General features: G+C 28.8%; 17 protein-coding genes. 3 read left to right on the top strand and 14 right to left on the bottom strand.

Going from position 1 to position 14,768, the window contains the following annotated elements:
- Window positions 1-129: 129 nt before the first annotated feature.
- The 10 genes from fabF to ACRDDY_RS16240 all read right to left on the bottom strand — a co-directional run bounded on the left by fabF (window position 130) and on the right by ACRDDY_RS16240 (window position 7,857).
- Window positions 130-1,368 carry a beta-ketoacyl-ACP synthase II gene (gene fabF, locus ACRDDY_RS16195; RefSeq protein ID WP_438565973.1) on the bottom strand — a complete coding sequence of 413 codons (1,239 nt, stop codon included), beginning with the start codon at window positions 1,366-1,368 and terminating at the stop codon, window positions 130-132.
- Between the two features lie 13 nt (window positions 1,369-1,381).
- On the bottom strand, window positions 1,382-2,125 hold the full coding sequence (gene fabG, locus ACRDDY_RS16200) for a 3-oxoacyl-[acyl-carrier-protein] reductase (RefSeq protein ID WP_438565974.1): 744 nt from the start codon (window positions 2,123-2,125) through the stop codon (window positions 1,382-1,384).
- Between the two features lie 14 nt (window positions 2,126-2,139).
- On the bottom strand, window positions 2,140-3,075 hold the full coding sequence (gene fabD / locus ACRDDY_RS16205) for an ACP S-malonyltransferase (protein ID WP_438565975.1): 936 nt from the start codon (window positions 3,073-3,075) through the stop codon (window positions 2,140-2,142).
- A gap of 3 nt (window positions 3,076-3,078) precedes the next feature.
- A complete protein-coding gene (gene fabK, locus ACRDDY_RS16210) occupies window positions 3,079-4,008 on the bottom strand; it encodes an enoyl-[acyl-carrier-protein] reductase FabK (protein WP_438565976.1) in 930 nt (309 codons plus the stop codon).
- Between the two features lie 207 nt (window positions 4,009-4,215).
- Window positions 4,216-4,440 (bottom strand): acyl carrier protein, encoded by a 225-nt coding sequence (locus tag ACRDDY_RS16215; protein WP_438565977.1) that lies wholly within the window; start codon window positions 4,438-4,440, stop codon window positions 4,216-4,218.
- A 27-nt stretch (window positions 4,441-4,467) separates the two neighbouring features.
- A complete protein-coding gene (locus tag ACRDDY_RS16220; protein WP_438565978.1) occupies window positions 4,468-5,439 on the bottom strand; it encodes a beta-ketoacyl-ACP synthase III in 972 nt (323 codons plus the stop codon).
- 11 nt (window positions 5,440-5,450) lie between these two features.
- A complete protein-coding gene (locus tag ACRDDY_RS16225; RefSeq protein WP_438565979.1) occupies window positions 5,451-5,903 on the bottom strand; it encodes a MarR family winged helix-turn-helix transcriptional regulator in 453 nt (150 codons plus the stop codon).
- 201 nt (window positions 5,904-6,104) lie between these two features.
- The gene (locus tag ACRDDY_RS16230) at window positions 6,105-6,518 is read right to left on the bottom strand and encodes a hypothetical protein (RefSeq protein WP_438565980.1); all 414 of its coding nucleotides are present in this window, start codon (window positions 6,516-6,518) and stop codon (window positions 6,105-6,107) included.
- Between the two features lie 98 nt (window positions 6,519-6,616).
- Window positions 6,617-7,489: an NAD-dependent epimerase/dehydratase family protein gene (locus ACRDDY_RS16235; protein WP_438565981.1), complete on the bottom strand. Its 873-nt coding sequence runs from the start codon at window positions 7,487-7,489 to the stop codon at window positions 6,617-6,619.
- 125 nt (window positions 7,490-7,614) lie between these two features.
- Window positions 7,615-7,857: a hypothetical protein gene (locus tag ACRDDY_RS16240; RefSeq protein WP_438565982.1), complete on the bottom strand. Its 243-nt coding sequence runs from the start codon at window positions 7,855-7,857 to the stop codon at window positions 7,615-7,617.
- A 115-nt stretch (window positions 7,858-7,972) separates the two neighbouring features.
- Between ACRDDY_RS16240 and ACRDDY_RS16245 the strand changes: the two genes are divergently transcribed.
- Window positions 7,973-8,116, top strand: a complete 144-nt coding sequence (locus ACRDDY_RS16245) for a hypothetical protein (protein ID WP_438565983.1) — start codon at window positions 7,973-7,975, stop codon at window positions 8,114-8,116.
- Here the strand turns inward: ACRDDY_RS16245 and yaaA are convergent.
- Window positions 8,113-8,880, bottom strand: coding sequence for a peroxide stress protein YaaA (gene yaaA / locus ACRDDY_RS16250; RefSeq protein WP_438565984.1), 768 nt, complete (start codon window positions 8,878-8,880; stop codon window positions 8,113-8,115). The genes ACRDDY_RS16245 and yaaA overlap by 4 nt on opposite strands.
- A gap of 282 nt (window positions 8,881-9,162) precedes the next feature.
- Here yaaA and ACRDDY_RS16255 point away from each other — a divergent pair, with 282 nt between their 5' ends.
- Window positions 9,163-9,519 carry a hypothetical protein gene (locus ACRDDY_RS16255; RefSeq protein ID WP_438565985.1) on the top strand — a complete coding sequence of 119 codons (357 nt, stop codon included), beginning with the start codon at window positions 9,163-9,165 and terminating at the stop codon, window positions 9,517-9,519.
- Window positions 9,520-9,556: 37 nt separating this feature from the next.
- On the opposite strand, the gene ACRDDY_RS16260 is transcribed toward ACRDDY_RS16255, so the two are convergent.
- Both ACRDDY_RS16260 and ACRDDY_RS16265 read right to left on the bottom strand, forming a co-directional pair.
- Entirely contained in the window at window positions 9,557-9,877 is a 321-nt protein-coding gene (locus ACRDDY_RS16260; protein WP_438565986.1) for a hypothetical protein, read from the bottom strand.
- Window positions 9,878-9,967: 90 nt separating this feature from the next.
- On the bottom strand, window positions 9,968-10,864 hold the full coding sequence (locus ACRDDY_RS16265; RefSeq protein WP_438565987.1) for a TetR/AcrR family transcriptional regulator: 897 nt from the start codon (window positions 10,862-10,864) through the stop codon (window positions 9,968-9,970).
- 178 nt (window positions 10,865-11,042) lie between these two features.
- On the opposite strand from ACRDDY_RS16265, the gene ACRDDY_RS16270 reads away from it, so the two are divergent.
- The gene (locus ACRDDY_RS16270; protein WP_438565988.1) at window positions 11,043-12,455 is read left to right on the top strand and encodes an MDR family MFS transporter; all 1,413 of its coding nucleotides are present in this window, start codon (window positions 11,043-11,045) and stop codon (window positions 12,453-12,455) included.
- Between the two features lie 43 nt (window positions 12,456-12,498).
- Here the strand turns inward: ACRDDY_RS16270 and ACRDDY_RS16275 are convergent, their stop codons facing one another.
- Window positions 12,499-14,679, bottom strand: coding sequence for a DNA topoisomerase III (locus ACRDDY_RS16275; RefSeq protein WP_438565989.1), 2,181 nt, complete (start codon window positions 14,677-14,679; stop codon window positions 12,499-12,501).
- Window positions 14,680-14,768 lie beyond the last annotated feature (89 nt).

Consider the following 14,768-nt stretch of genomic DNA (forward strand, 5'->3'; position numbering starts at 1 on the left):
TATATTTCTAGTTAATGATTTATCTATTTTTATACTACCTTTTTCACCTTGTATTTCTAAATAAGCTACATCTGTAGAATCTATTAATTGGATTAACTCCTTTATCTCTTTAATATCCATAACTTCTCCTTATGCTTCAGTCCACTTCTTAAATAATAATGTTGCATTGTGTCCACCAAACCCTAATGAATTTGTTAATGCACAATTAACATTTATATTTCTACCTTCATTTGGTACATAATCTAAATCACATTCTTCATCCTTTTCTTTATATCCAATAGTTGGCGGTATAAAATTATCTACTATTGCTTTTACACACACTATTGCTTCAACTCCACCTGCTGCACCTAAAAGATGTCCTGTCATTGATTTCGTTGAAGACACTGGTATATTATATGCTGCATTTCCAAATGCTCTTTTTATTGCAACTGTTTCAAATTTATCATTTAAAGGTGTAGATGTTCCATGTGCATTTATATAGGAAATGTCTTCTTTTGAAATCTTTCCTTCTTCAACAGCTAATAACATCGCTCTAGCTGCACCGTCTCCCTCTGGATCTGGTGATGTTATGTGATATGCATCGCAAGTCGTTCCATATCCAACTATTTCACAAAGAATATTTGCACCTCTCTCTTTTGCACTTTCTAAAGATTCTAAAACCAGAATCCCAGCACCTTCTCCCATAACAAATCCACTTCTTTCTCTATCAAAAGGAATAGATGCTCTATTTGGATCATTAGATGTATTTAAAGCCTTTAAGCTTGAAAAACCTTCAACTCCTATTTTAGTTATAGGTGCTTCAACTCCACCAGCTATCATTATATCTGAATATCCATGCTTAATTTGTCTAAATGCATCACCGATGCAATTTGTTCCCGTTGCACAAGCAGTAACTACTGCAAGTGAAGGTCCTTTAAATCCATATTTAATAGATATATTTCCTGATGCCATATTTATTATTGACATAGGAATAAAAAACGGACTAACCCTTCTAGATGTTTTGGTAGCCATTTTCGAAATTTCAGCCTCCATAGTTTGGAAACCTCCTATTCCTGATCCTACCATAACCCCCACTCTAGTTTTATCTATTGAATCTAAATCTAATTTTGCTGAATTTATTGCTTCTTCTGCAACACACAACGCAAATTGTGAAAATCTATCTAATCTTTTACTTTCCTTTTTACCTACAACTTCTGGATTAAAACTTTTAACCTCTCCCGCAATTTTTACTGCTGTCTCTTCTTTATCATATAAAGTAATGAAATCAATTCCATTTTTCCCCACTTTAGCATTTCTCCAAAATTCTTCAACATTATTTCCGATTGGAGTCAATGCTCCCATTCCTGTAACTACAACTCTTCTTTCCATCTTTCTTCCTCCACTACATTACCATTCCGCCATCAACATTAATAACTTGACCTGTTATATATGCTGATTCTTCTGATGCTAAAAAGCTAACTAAATTTGCTACATCGTTAGAACTTCCAAGCTTCTTTAAAGGAATTCCTTTTTTTATTTCTTCTTTATATTTTTCCCCTAGGCCTTCAGTCATATCGGTTTCTATAAATCCTGGTGCAACTGCATTTACTCTTATTCCACGTCCTCCAAGTTCTTTAGCTAATGACTTAGTCATTCCTATCACCCCTGCCTTTGATGCTGAATAGTTTATTTGCCCTGCATTTCCAACTATTCCTACAACAGATGAAAGATTTATAATACTTCCCTTTCTTTGCTTAACCATTATCGGTGTAATTGCCTTTAAACAATTAAATACACCTTTCAAGTTAACATTAATTACAGCATCAAAATCCTCTTCTTTCATTCTTAATAGCAGTGTATCTTTTGTTATTCCTGCATTATTAACTAGTATATCTATTGTATCAAATTTTTCTTTAGCAAAACTTATCATTTCATTAACTTTTTCTAAATTACTTATATCACATTTAAAAATCTCAGCTTTTACACCTAAATTTTCGATTTCCATTTTTATTTTTTTAGCTTCTTCGTCATTACTTCTATAATTTATTAGTATATTAGTACCCAAACTTGCAAGTTTTAAGGCAACAGCTTTACCTATTCCCCTTGTTGCCCCTGTAACTATTGCATTTTTATCTTTTAATAACATAAACTGCCTCCATTTTACTTACTCTTTAATAACTCCACACAACTATTTAGTGTTTCCAAATTACAAACATTTATAACATTTAATTTTCTATCTATTTTCTTAACAAATCCAGATAATGTTTTTCCTGGACCAATTTCTATAAACGTATCAACGCCCTTTTCAATCATACTCCTTATTATTTTTTCAAAATAAACTGGTTTAACCATATGATTTTTTAATATGTCTTTTAAATTATCATCTTTACTATATAAGTCCCCTTTTAAGTTTGAATATATATTTTCTTTTATTTTGTTTATTTTTATATTTCCTAAGCACCTAAAGAACTCGTCACTTGCTTCATTCAATAAGGATGTATGAAATGCTCCGCTTACTTTTAAAGGAATTGCCATTCCTCCAAGTCTTTTAGCCTCATCAATACTTTTATCTATAGGCTTAACTTCTCCACCTATAACAGTTTGACCTGGACAATTATAATTTGCTATTTCAATTATCCCCAAATCCTTACAATTATCTATTAATTCATTTAATTTTTCATCTTTTAGCTTTAATATAGCTGCCATCTTCCCTTTAGTTTTAGCGCCATATTCACCCATTATTTCTCCTCTTGCCTTAACAAGCTTCATTCCATCTTCAAAGTTTATAACACCTTCATTTATCAATGCAGTATATTCTCCTAAGCTTAAACCACATGAATAGTCTGGCTTAATGCCTTCATTCTGTAATGCTTTTGCAATTGCTAGTGAATCTAATACTATAGCTGGTTGTGCTATTTTTGTTTCTGTCAATTCCTCTTCATTTCCTTTAAACATAATATTTAAGATTCCCATATCTAAAATATTTTCTCCATCTAAAAAAATCTGTTTAGAATCTTCTCTACTATTAAATAAATCTTCTCCCATACCTATAGTCTGAGCACCTTGCCCTGCGAAAAGAAAAGCTATTTTACCCATTTTTTAAACCTCCAAGTTAACTATAATCTTTTTAGCTCCGTTCATTAAATCATCAATAATTTCTTTACATGTTTCTTCTTTCTTTATAAGACCTGAAATCTGACCTGCCATAATAGATCCTGTAACTACATCTCCATCTTTTGCTGCTCTTGGTAAAGAACCTTTTCCAAGTTCTTCTAATTCTTCTATTGGAGCATTCTCTTTCTCTAACTTCATAAATTGTCTTGATAATTTATTTTTTATAACTCTTACAGGATGACCTGTTGCTCTTCCTGTTACATCTGTATCTATATCTTTTGCTCCTAATACCTTATCTTTGTAATTTTGATGTACTGTACATTCTTTTGCAACTAAAAATCTTGTTCCTACTTGAACTCCTGATGCCCCAAGCATAAAACTCGCTGCAACACCTCTTCCATCTCCAATTCCCCCTGCTGCTATTACAGGTATACTTACTGAATCAACTACTTGTGGAATCAATGTCATTGTTGTCAATTGTCCTACGTGTCCTCCTGACTCTGTCCCCTCTGCAATTATTGCATCTGCTCCCATTCTTTCCATTCTTCTAGCTAATGCTACTGATGCTACAACTGGTATTACCTTTATTCCATTTTCTTTCCACATATCCATATATTTTCCTGGACTTCCTGCACCTGTAGTTACTACTGGTACTTTCTCTTCACAAACAAGCTTTGCTACTTCTTCAGCATGTTCTGACATAAGCATTATGTTTACTCCAAATGGTTTATTTGTTATTTTTTTAGCTTTTCTAACTTCTTCTCTTATCCATTCAATAGGTGCAGTTCCTGTTATTATTCCAAGACCACCAGCTTCACTCACTGCTGCTGCTAATGATGCATCTGCAATCCATGCCATCCCACCTTGTAATACTGGATATTCTATATCTAACACTTCACAAATTCTATTTTTCATGTAACAATCCTCCTAAAACTTTTAAAAATATTTTTCCTTATATAATTAAAATCGGGTTCTACTTTGCGTTTAAAAGAAGAAACCCGATTTTCTATTATATAGTTCACATGTTTACCTAATTTTTAATTAAATGTTTTCTGCTTTTGTAATATATACCAATTTTCTCTCATATATATCTATATGTTTTCTTCTCAATAAATAATATTACTACGCTTTAGTTTTTGATTCAACATACTCCACTGCATCTTTAACTGATTTAATACTTTCAGCATCTTCTAATTGTATTCCATATTTTTCTTCTATTTCTATTACAACTTGGAATAAATCTAAAGAGTCAGCCCCTAGTTCTTCAAATGTTGTATCCATTTTTACTTCACTTTTATCTACACCTAATTGTTCACATACTACTTCTCTAATTTCTTCAAATATCATTTTTATTCCTCCTAAATTTCATAACTTTTAAATTTTTATTAACGTTGCTCCACAAGTTAAACCACCACCAAAGCCTACTAAAATCACTTTCATTCCTGGTTTTATTTTTCCATTTTCAAATGCATCATTCAATGCAATTGGAATGGACCCTGCAGATGTATTTCCTACTTCTTCTAAATTTATATAAAACCTATCTAAAGGTAAATTTAGCTTTTTACTTGCATAATCTATTATTCTAAGATTTGCTTGATGTGGAATTATTAAGTCTATATCATTTAATGTATATTTAGTTTCCTCTAATACTTTTTCTACTGATCTAATAATTGATTTAGTTGCAAACTTAAATACTTCTCTACCGTTCATCTTTATATATTCACATTTTTTATTTTCTTCTTTTATATAAGGATTAACTACATTTCTTGCTCCTGCAATTAAAGTATCACTTTTTTCTCCATCTGAGATGCTATATGAATTTATAATTCCAACTTCTGTTGACGCCTCTAGTATACAAGCTCCTCCTCCATCTCCAAATAATATACATGTTCCTCTATCTGACCAATCTATTATTTTTGAAAGAGTCTCTGCTCCTATGATAAGAGCTTTCTTATATCTTCCTGTACTTATTAAGCTTTTTCCAACTTCCAATGCATATATAAATCCTGTACACGCAGCATTTATATCAAAAGCTGTTGCATTCTTTGCACCTATTTTTCCTTGTATCATGCATGCTACCGAAGGGGTATAGTTATCTGGTGTTAATGTTGCAACTATTATCAAGTCTATTTCCTCACCCTTGATATTACCTCTTTCCATAGCCACAATCGCAGCTTTATATGCTATATCTGATGTATCCTCACCTTCTGATATTCTTCTACTCTTTATTCCTGTTCTGTCTACTATCCATTCGTTATTTGTTTCTACTAATTTACTTATATCTTCATTAGTAACTTTTTTTGAAGGTAAATATGCCCCAACGGATTTTATTTTCACTTCATTCATTTAATTTCACCTTAACCTTCTAAATTATATTCTATTTTAAAGAAGTCATTTAATCTTTCTAAAGATGATATAAGTGTATCTTCTTCATCTTCTGATAATCCTTTAATAGTAGCATTTATCATATCATTATGGAATTTTTCATGAAGTCTATATGCAAGTTTGCCTCTCTTTGTAAGTTTAATTAAAACAACTCTTCTATCTTCTTCAATTCTTTTTCTTTCCACATATTCTTTTCTTATTAGTTTATTTATAGCAGTAGTCAGTGTCCCTACTGTTATTTTTAAATCTTGAGCTACTTCTGACATTGTTCTTTCAGTATAAAGACCAATGGCCTCTAATGTATGAATTTCTGTAACTGACAAATCATTTAGAACTCCTTGCTTTAATGCCTGTTCTTCAATTTGAAGAATATCATTAAATATTTGAACTAACAATTCATTTAGTACCTTTTTCTTTTTTTCCATTACTATTCCTCCATAGTTTTTCGTCTTTAATATAACTATAATATTTTTATTCACATAAATCAATTGCTATCAAATATTTTTTCTCTCAAATGATTTGATAATCAAACTATAATATAATCAAAGTTTTTTGTCAACTATCAATTTGAAAAATCTCCTTATATAATAATTTTATTCCAAAAAAAAAGACGTAACACGTCTTTTTCATGTAAATAAATACATCATCAATGCAAACGAAAAAAATAACAAACCTAACATATATAATAGTATTGGAAATCTTAAAAACTCCGTTACTGAATCTAAAAAAATAGTATCTTTTTCTTTATCATATATGATATCGATTTCATCATCTATTCCATAATTTTTTCTATCTATCTCCATATCATAGTAAAATACTTTTTCTTTATTTTTATACTTAATTTCAATTATTGGTTTATACGTAGTTACTTTCTCCGAATAATTTAATGTTTCTAGTATAGTTTCTTCTATTTTTCTAAATTCTTTTATTCTTCCTTTAATCCGTTCACTTTTTTTATATAAGAAGTATCTCTTTTTAAAAGTTATAGTTGCCCATATTAATATTCCTATTCCAAATAAAATCAAAATATATATATCCATATATAACTCACTCTCCTAGCCTTTTACTATAGAGTATGTTATATATATTTTTTTGTTAAAAAGAAGTAGGTAATACCTTTTAGCACTACCTGATTTTTCTAATTCATTTTTATCAGTTCCCTAATTTCACTTAATGCATTTTTAAATCTATAAAAATAAAACCCTCTTATATACACTGTACTCATTGTTATTCCTAAATAATCATTATATGGAGATGTTTCAACCACATCTATTGTTTTATCTATAATTGCTTTCTTTCCTATTTCACGTTCAATTGTTTTTATAATATCTCCTAAACTTATATCACCATTACATGTTGCATTTACCGGCCCCTTAATTTCCTTATCCTTTATCCACCTTAAAAATATAGCTGCTTCATTACTAGTTATAACATTCATTTTTTCATCTAATTTAGTAGTATAAATTTTCTCTTCATTTTTCACCTTTTCTATATATATGCTTAATCTTTTTGTATAATCATCTTTCCCTATTATTACTGGAAATCTAACCATAGTTACATCAAATTCTGCATATTCTGAAAATACCGCTTCCATAAGTCTCTTCCCTTCTGAATATGAAAAACTTTCTCTTTCTCCAAATTTTATTTTATATTTTTTAGAATTATAATCATATTCTTTTAAACATAAGCCTTTCATTTTGTCATATACTGCTAAGGATGATATTACAATATATTTTTTAATCTTCCCTTTAAATGCCTCAATGCTGATTCTTGCATCATTTGGAGAATAACAAATATGATCATATACAACATCAAACTCTAAATCCTCTAGTAATTTTTTCATTTCTTCTAAATTTCTTCTATCACCTTTTAAATGCTTTACTTCACCTCTAAAAGGATTTTCAATATTTCCTCTTGTTAATATTGTAACTTCATCCCCAGCTTTCACCAATTCTTTTACTAATTCCTTACCACAAAACCTAGTCCCACCAAGTATTAATATTTTTCCCATAACATATCATCACCTTTCTATCCTATAAGATAATAATACCATATATAACGTATTCTTCCAATAAATTGAAAAAAACTTTATTCTAAAATGAATAAAGTTTTTTCAATTTCTCATTTATTTTATTTTTAATGCATTGCATTACTTAGCACAATAAAAATTGTTAAAAGTAAACTTATAGGTACTAATATTACTGAAAAAAGCATATATTTTGTACCTTTTCTATTTACTTCTTGCATTTCATCACTTATTTCTGTATCATAACTATCTATTTTCCCAACATGTTTAAAGGTAGAGAATGCCTTTATAAATGTTATTATCATCATTATTACAACTATTATGTCTAGTAAAATTAAAAAAATTGAAAGCATAATTTTTCCTCCTGATTTTTACATTACAACTATTATATTACCTATAATCTCCTTTATTTTAAAGACTTTTTGTATTAAAATATTATTAACAAATATTTTAATTAAGGAGTTTTTTATGAAAATATTAATTTTTTTATTAATATCAGTTCCATTTTTTATTGCTCTTTTTATTCTTTATTCATATCTAAAAAAAATGATTAATAATAAAAATACTGCTCTTAAAAAACGTAATGAATTTAAAGAATCTAAGAAGCTTTAGCCTATTGTATACACTAAAGCTTCATTATTACTCATATCCTCTCTATAAATATATCCTTCTAAATTGAATTTTTTAAGTTCCTCCATAGTCTCCACTTTATTTTTTATTATATAACTTGCCATAAGCCCCCTTGCTCTTTTTGCATGAACTGTAACAACCTTATATACTCCATTTTTATATTCTTTAAATACTGGTGTTATTATTTTTATTCCTTTAAGATCTTTTAATTTAGCTGATTTTGAATATTCTTCTGAGGCAAGATTTACCAAAATATCACTTTCTGTTTCCTGTATATCTTTTAATAGTTCATCTTTTATTTTTGTCCCCCAAAAATCATAAAGATTTTTTTTATCATTTACTTCTAATTTTGTTCCCATTTCTAATCTATATTTACTTATTTTATCTAAAGGTCTTAATACTCCATACATTCCTGACAAAACTCTTAAATGTACATTTGCATATTCTAAATCGTCTTTATTGTACTCCTCTACATTCAATCCCTTAAAAGCCTCACCATTAAAATAGAATATACATGGAAATAATTCTTCTTTCTTAACTATCTCAAACTTATGCACATAATTGAACACATCATCTCTAAGCTTTTCTGATATCTTCATAAGTGAACATAATTCATCTGGATTATACTCCTTTAATCTATTATTTATACTAATTGATTCATTATCAAATCTTGTATTTGTAAATTTTAAACTTTTATCATATTCTCTATCTAAAAGTTTTTTTGCCGGTGATAATATAACTAACATCTTTCTTCTCCTATTGTTTAACTATTCTTGATTTTTTCAATTATAGAATATATCTTTTTTCTCTGTCAAATCTTTTATTGATAAATAAAACTTTATTCAGATTTTATTAAAAGTCCTCTCTGTATAATAATTATAACTTAAAAATTTCTTGAATTACATTTTTATCCTTAACTAATTTATAATCAAAATTTCACAGTTTACTCAATAACATACTATTTATTTCTTTAATATAAAGTCGTATAATCAATATAAATCTAAATTAATTTTAAGGAGTGATTTATCATGGGAATATTTAGAGATATAGTGGATTATGAAAAAAGAAAAATAGATGACGATAGAATAATACGTGACAGAGTAAATTTAGATAGAGATTTAGCCGAAGGTGATGTTTTAGGAACTCTTTATGAAGAAGAAAAATTAAGACACGATAGACGTGACTTAGATAGAGATATCTATGATGATAGATTTAGACGTGATGATAGGCTCTTTAGAGAAGAAGAACGTCTAAGAGAAGATAGGCTTATTGAGCGTGAAGTCTTAGAAGAAGATATGCTTTTTGATGAAGAACGAAGAATGCGAGATAGATTTGTTGAAGATGAACTTATTGAGGATGCTGAAGACTTTATAGATCATTTTTAAAAATAAAAGGTTGCTAAAATTTAGCAACCTTTTATTTTTATTCTCCGCCGTGGCCACCACTACTTCCATCACCTTCACCACCATGTTCTCCAGCACCAATTTGGATTCCAAATCCAACACCACCATTTCCATTAGAAAAAGTACTTGTACTATAAAAACCATTTGTATTAAAAGCATTATTATCGAAACTACTTTGCCCAAAACTATTTATACTTTCACCATTTGCTATACAATAATAAATTACAACACCAATTGCCATAACTAATAATATTACTCGAATTATATTATCTGCTAAAGTTTTTCCAAAAAGCATTTTTATTATCTTTTTAAAGCCCTTATCTTCTTTTTTGTTGCTCATGTTAGTCTCCTTTATCCTATGGTTCCTCTCACTATATTCTATCAAACTTTTCACTATTTTCTAGGCTTCTTCATAAAATACTATTTTTATTTACAATTGATTGTAAAACTCTTTAAAAAATTTTATCTCTTCCTTAACTATATCATACCTCTCAAGATATAGTATTTGAGATTCTACTAGAAACTCTCTCCAATCGTCTTTTTGTATCTCAAGTGTTAATTCCTCTACTGAGTCTATAATATTTTTTCTATCTAATTCATTTTTTTCATTTTTTAATTTTAAAAATAATTTTTCTTTCTTTTTATTCCATTCTTTTAAGAATACTTCTTTTTTTATTTTTACTTCTTCTAATGGGGATATAATTTTATCAAACTCTAAAAACTCTTCGATATTATCTCTTTCGTCTACCAAAGCTACTATAATACTCGTTAAAAATTTAGCTGTTTTTTTAAAATCTGTAATATATATCTCATTTTCTACATAAATTAATTCTACACTCTTTAATTCTTTAACTGTTCCACTTAAAACAATTAATATTTCATCTAATTTATTTTCTATTCTGCCATCAAATGCTTCTAAAAGAATTTTTTTATACCAATTTAATACAACCTTTTTATTTTGTATTATTAATTCTTTTACCTTAAGATCTTTCATTAGCGTTTGATTTTCATATATCATATTTACAAATTCTCTTTTTTTATTCCAAGAGCTTAAAAATATCTCTATTTTTCTTTCTAACTTACTTATATTATTTTTTTCTTTACCACATCTTATATTTTCAATTTCTTCAAATACTTCTACATTTATTTTATTGATAATACTAATTAATAGCTCCTCTTTAGAATTAAATAATTTATATATTGTAGCTTTTGACATCTTACAATATTTGGCTATATCTTGAACTGACGTATCTCTAAAACCCTTTTCTGAAAATAGTATTCTTGAAGCGCTTAAAATTTCCGCTTTTTTATTTGAAATACTTTCCATAAAAACACCTCTTTATATTTTTCTACATATATTTAATATTTTTTAAATTGTTAATTAATTTAAAAAATATTAATATTTTAAAATTTGACAATTCCTTCTGTTATTATAAAATAAAACTATAGTGTTTTCAATAAAACTTTCAAGTTTTAAACATATTTATTTTTTAGGAGGAATTTTTATGCAAGAAAAAAAAGAATATAATGCTATTCTAATGTCAGCTGTTATGCTTTTAGGGGCTTTTGTCTCTTTTTTAAATAGTACATTTATGAATGTTGCTATTCCTGATATTATGCATGAATTACATATAAGTGTATCCACAGCACAGTGGCTTACAACTGGTTATATGCTAGTTCTTGGAATAATGATTCCATTTACAGCATTTTTAACTGATAAATTCAAAACAAGAACACTATTTTTATTAGCTATGGGTGTTTTTACCATCGGAACTCTATTAGGATCTCAAGCTGGTAGTTTTGAAACACTTCTTTTAGCAAGACTTTTACAAGCTGCTGGTGCTGGTGTTATGATGCCACTTGTTCAAACTGTCTTTCTTATAATTTTCCCTATAGAAAAAAGAGGGCTTGTTATGGGAGTTGTAGGACTTATTGTTGCTTTCGCACCTGCGATTGGACCTACTTTATCAGGATGGATTGTTACAAGTCATCCATGGAGAGATTTATTTTATGTAACATTACCAATTGCTATACTTGATATTATTTTAGCAATATTCATTATAAAAAATGTTACAGGTGGAAAGAAACTTTCTATTGATATCCTTTCTACAATAACTTGTATTTTAGGATTTGGTGGGATTTTATTAGGATTTAGTAATGCAGGAAATTATTCATTTACTAATAAAAATGTTTATATTCCTATATTAATTGGTATTATTGCATTAGCAATTTTTGTATGGCGTCAATTAACTATGAAAATTCCAATGCTTGAACTTCGAGTTTTCAAAAGTAAGGTTTTCACCTTCTCTACAATTATTATTATGATTGTTTATGCTGGATTCATTGCATCAGAACTTATTATTCCTATGTACCTACAAAACGGTCGTGGATATTCAGCTTTAGATGCTGGACTTGCGCTAATGCCAGGTGCTGTTTTAATGGGAGTAATGAATCCTATCACAGGAAGATTATTTGATAAAATTGGAGCAAGAAGTCTTTCGTTAATAGGATTAATATTATTCACCTTTGGAACATTTGCATTTACATTTTTAACACCAACTACAACATTCTTATATGTTGTAGTAATGTATTCAATAAGATTACTTGGATTATCAATGTTCTTAATGCCACTTACAACATCTGGATTAAATACATTAGAGAGAAAATATTATGCTCATGGAAATGCTGTTAATAATACAATGAGACAAATAGCTGGTGCTGTTGGTACATCTATTCTTGTAACAATAATGTCTAAATCAGCTGCAAACTCAGGAATTGCAAATCCTTTAAAGGCAAGTATACATGGAATGAATACTTCATTCTTTTGGGCCGGAATCTTTGGAATTGTAAGTCTTATAATTGCATTCTTTGTAGTTAAGAAAAAAAGTAAAACAAGTGTTATAACTAAAATTGATTAAAAAAAGCCGATAAAATAAGTTTTCTTATTTTATCGGCTTTTTATTATTTAAAGTCTTTTAAAAGTGCTGCAAATGGATTATTTATATCTGCTTCAGCTTCCTTCTTCATTTTTTGCATTATTTTATTTGTTTCTCTCTTATCTACTTTTCCTTTTTTATCAAATCTCTTCTTAAATACAGATTCTTTTTCCCTAAAATTACAGTTTACTCCAGGACACACAAATATTTTTCCATCTCCTGATCCTCTAAGTTCTAGTTTCTTTTTGCATTCAGGACATCTTGCATTTGTTATTCTTGCAATGTTTTCTCTATGCCCACAATTCCTATCTTGGCATACATACATCTCTCCTTGTTTCCCTTTAACCTGAAGCATATATTTACCACATTCAGGACATTTCTTTCCTGTTAGGTTGTCATGTTTAAATTTACTCTTTGCAAACTTAACATCCTCTACAAGTGCTACTGTATAATTTCTTATTTCTTTTAAAAATTTATCTGCACTTTCTTTTCCTTTGCTTATTGCATCAAGTCTTCTTTCCCACTCAGCTGTTAATAGAGGTGATTTTAAATCCTCTGGTACAAGCTCTATAAGTTGCTTTCCTTTTGATGTTGGATATATATCTTTTCCTTTTTTCTCTATAACAAATGAGTTAAATAATTTTTCTATAATATCTGCTCTTGTTGCAACTGTTCCAAGTCCACCTGTTTCATTTAATGTTTTAGCTGATTCTTTATCTACATTAATATATTTTTGTGGATTTTCCATTGCTGAAAGAAGTGTAGCTTCATTAAATCTTGCTGGAGGTGTCGTATGATTTTTTTTAACATCTACAGCTTTAACTTTTAGCCTTTCACCTTTATTTATTACAGGTAATGTTTGATCTTTTATATCTTCACCTGAACTATCTTCCTCTACTCTATCGTAAAGTCTCTTCCAACCTTTTTCTTTCTCTACTTTTCCTCTAGCAATTAGTCTTTCACCATTTGCTTCACCTTCTAATGTAGTCTCTACATAAGTGTAAGCTGTCATAAGATGACTTAAGAATCTTTTTACTACTAAATCATAAACTCGTCTCTCATCAGAGCTTAGAAGAGCTAAATTTCCTCTTTCTTCTGTTGGAATTATAGCATGGTGATCAGAAACCTTTGAATTATCTACAAAGCTTTTATTTCCTCTAATATCGCCTCTTAAAAGATTTTCACAAACTCCTCTATATTCTCCAAAAGCTACTGCTTTTACTCTGTCCTTTAAAGTTCCTACTACATCAGTAGTTATATATCTTGAATCTGTTCTTGGATATGTTAAAACTTTATAATTCTCATATAATCTTTGCATTACATTTAACGTTTGCTTTGCTGAAAATCCAAACATTCTATTACAATCTCTTTGAAGCTCTGTTAAATCATAAAGTGATTTAGGATAAGCTTTCTTATCCTTGCTATTAACATTAACTATATTAATATCTGCTCCCTTAAGCTTAGCTTCAACCTTTTTACTAAATTCTAAATCAAAAATTCTACCATTATTATCTTTATTTACCCATGTAAAATCACACTTATCTGATTTTATATTTATAGTATGATACTCTTTTGGTTTAAAATTCTTTATTTCTTCTTCTCTATTAACTATAAGACTTAAAGTTGGTGATTGAACTCTTCCTGCTGATAATTGTGCATTATATTTACAAGTAAGCCCTCTAGTTACATTAAGACCAACAAGCCAATCAGCCTCTGCTCTACATTCTGCTGCTCTAAAAAGATTTTCGTACTGGCTTCCTGGTTTTAAATTTTTAAATCCATCTAAAATTGCCTTGTTTGTTTGTGATGAAATCCATAACCTTTTAAGTGGTTTTCTACATCCTGATTTTAAAATAGCCCATCTCGCAACAAGCTCTCCTTCACGTCCTGCATCTGTTGCTATTACAATTTCACTTACATCTTCTCTATTTAAAAGCTTTTTAACTTGTGCAAACTGCTTTCCTGTTTTTCTAAGTACTGTTGTTTTCATATTTTTAGGAAGCATTGGAAGTGTTTCTAAACTCCATGTTTTATATTTATCTCCATACCCTTCTGGATCTTGAAGTCCAACTAAATGTCCCATTGCCCATGTTATTATATATTTACTTCCTTCTATATAGGCTCCTTTATTATTCGTACATTTTAAAACTTTTGCTATATCTCTACCTACTGACGGTTTTTCTGCTAAAACTACTATTTTACTCATATTTTTTTCCTTCCAATCTCTATACTAGATTTTTTCTCTTATATTCTATTATAATCTATATCTTATTTTATACAAATATTATATCTTTT

It is taken from the genome of Clostridium sp., from assembly GCF_051656525.1.
GTDB lineage: Bacteria > Bacillota > Clostridia > Clostridiales > Clostridiaceae > Clostridium.

Excerpts from the sequence above, each read along its gene's own strand:
- ACRDDY_RS16235 (WP_438565981.1), bottom strand. The coding sequence starts at position 7,489 with ATGGGAAAAATATTAATACTTGGTGGGACTAGGTTTTGTGGTAAGGAA.
- fabK (WP_438565976.1), bottom strand. The coding sequence starts at position 4,008 with ATGAAAAATAGAATTTGTGAAGTGTTAGATATAGAATATCCAGTATTA.
- ACRDDY_RS16225 (WP_438565979.1), bottom strand. The coding sequence starts at position 5,903 with ATGGAAAAAAAGAAAAAGGTACTAAATGAATTGTTAGTTCAAATATTT.
- ACRDDY_RS16215 (WP_438565977.1), bottom strand. The coding sequence starts at position 4,440 with ATGATATTTGAAGAAATTAGAGAAGTAGTATGTGAACAATTAGGTGTA.
- yaaA (WP_438565984.1), bottom strand. The coding sequence starts at position 8,880 with ATGTTAGTTATATTATCACCGGCAAAAAAACTTTTAGATAGAGAATAT.
- ACRDDY_RS16240 (WP_438565982.1), bottom strand. The coding sequence starts at position 7,857 with ATGCTTTCAATTTTTTTAATTTTACTAGACATAATAGTTGTAATAATG.
- fabF (WP_438565973.1), bottom strand. The coding sequence starts at position 1,368 with ATGGAAAGAAGAGTTGTAGTTACAGGAATGGGAGCATTGACTCCAATC.
- ACRDDY_RS16230 (WP_438565980.1), bottom strand. The coding sequence starts at position 6,518 with ATGGATATATATATTTTGATTTTATTTGGAATAGGAATATTAATATGG.
- fabD (WP_438565975.1), bottom strand. The coding sequence starts at position 3,075 with ATGGGTAAAATAGCTTTTCTTTTCGCAGGGCAAGGTGCTCAGACTATA.
- ACRDDY_RS16220 (WP_438565978.1), bottom strand. The coding sequence starts at position 5,439 with ATGAATGAAGTGAAAATAAAATCCGTTGGGGCATATTTACCTTCAAAA.
- ACRDDY_RS16270 (WP_438565988.1), top strand. The coding sequence starts at position 11,043 with ATGCAAGAAAAAAAAGAATATAATGCTATTCTAATGTCAGCTGTTATG.
- ACRDDY_RS16260 (WP_438565986.1), bottom strand. The coding sequence starts at position 9,877 with ATGAGCAACAAAAAAGAAGATAAGGGCTTTAAAAAGATAATAAAAATG.
- fabG (WP_438565974.1), bottom strand. The coding sequence starts at position 2,125 with ATGTTATTAAAAGATAAAAATGCAATAGTTACAGGGGCAACAAGGGGA.
- ACRDDY_RS16275 (WP_438565989.1), bottom strand. The coding sequence starts at position 14,679 with ATGAGTAAAATAGTAGTTTTAGCAGAAAAACCGTCAGTAGGTAGAGAT.
- ACRDDY_RS16265 (WP_438565987.1), bottom strand. The coding sequence starts at position 10,864 with ATGGAAAGTATTTCAAATAAAAAAGCGGAAATTTTAAGCGCTTCAAGA.
- ACRDDY_RS16245 (WP_438565983.1), top strand. The coding sequence starts at position 7,973 with ATGAAAATATTAATTTTTTTATTAATATCAGTTCCATTTTTTATTGCT.
- ACRDDY_RS16255 (WP_438565985.1), top strand. The coding sequence starts at position 9,163 with ATGGGAATATTTAGAGATATAGTGGATTATGAAAAAAGAAAAATAGAT.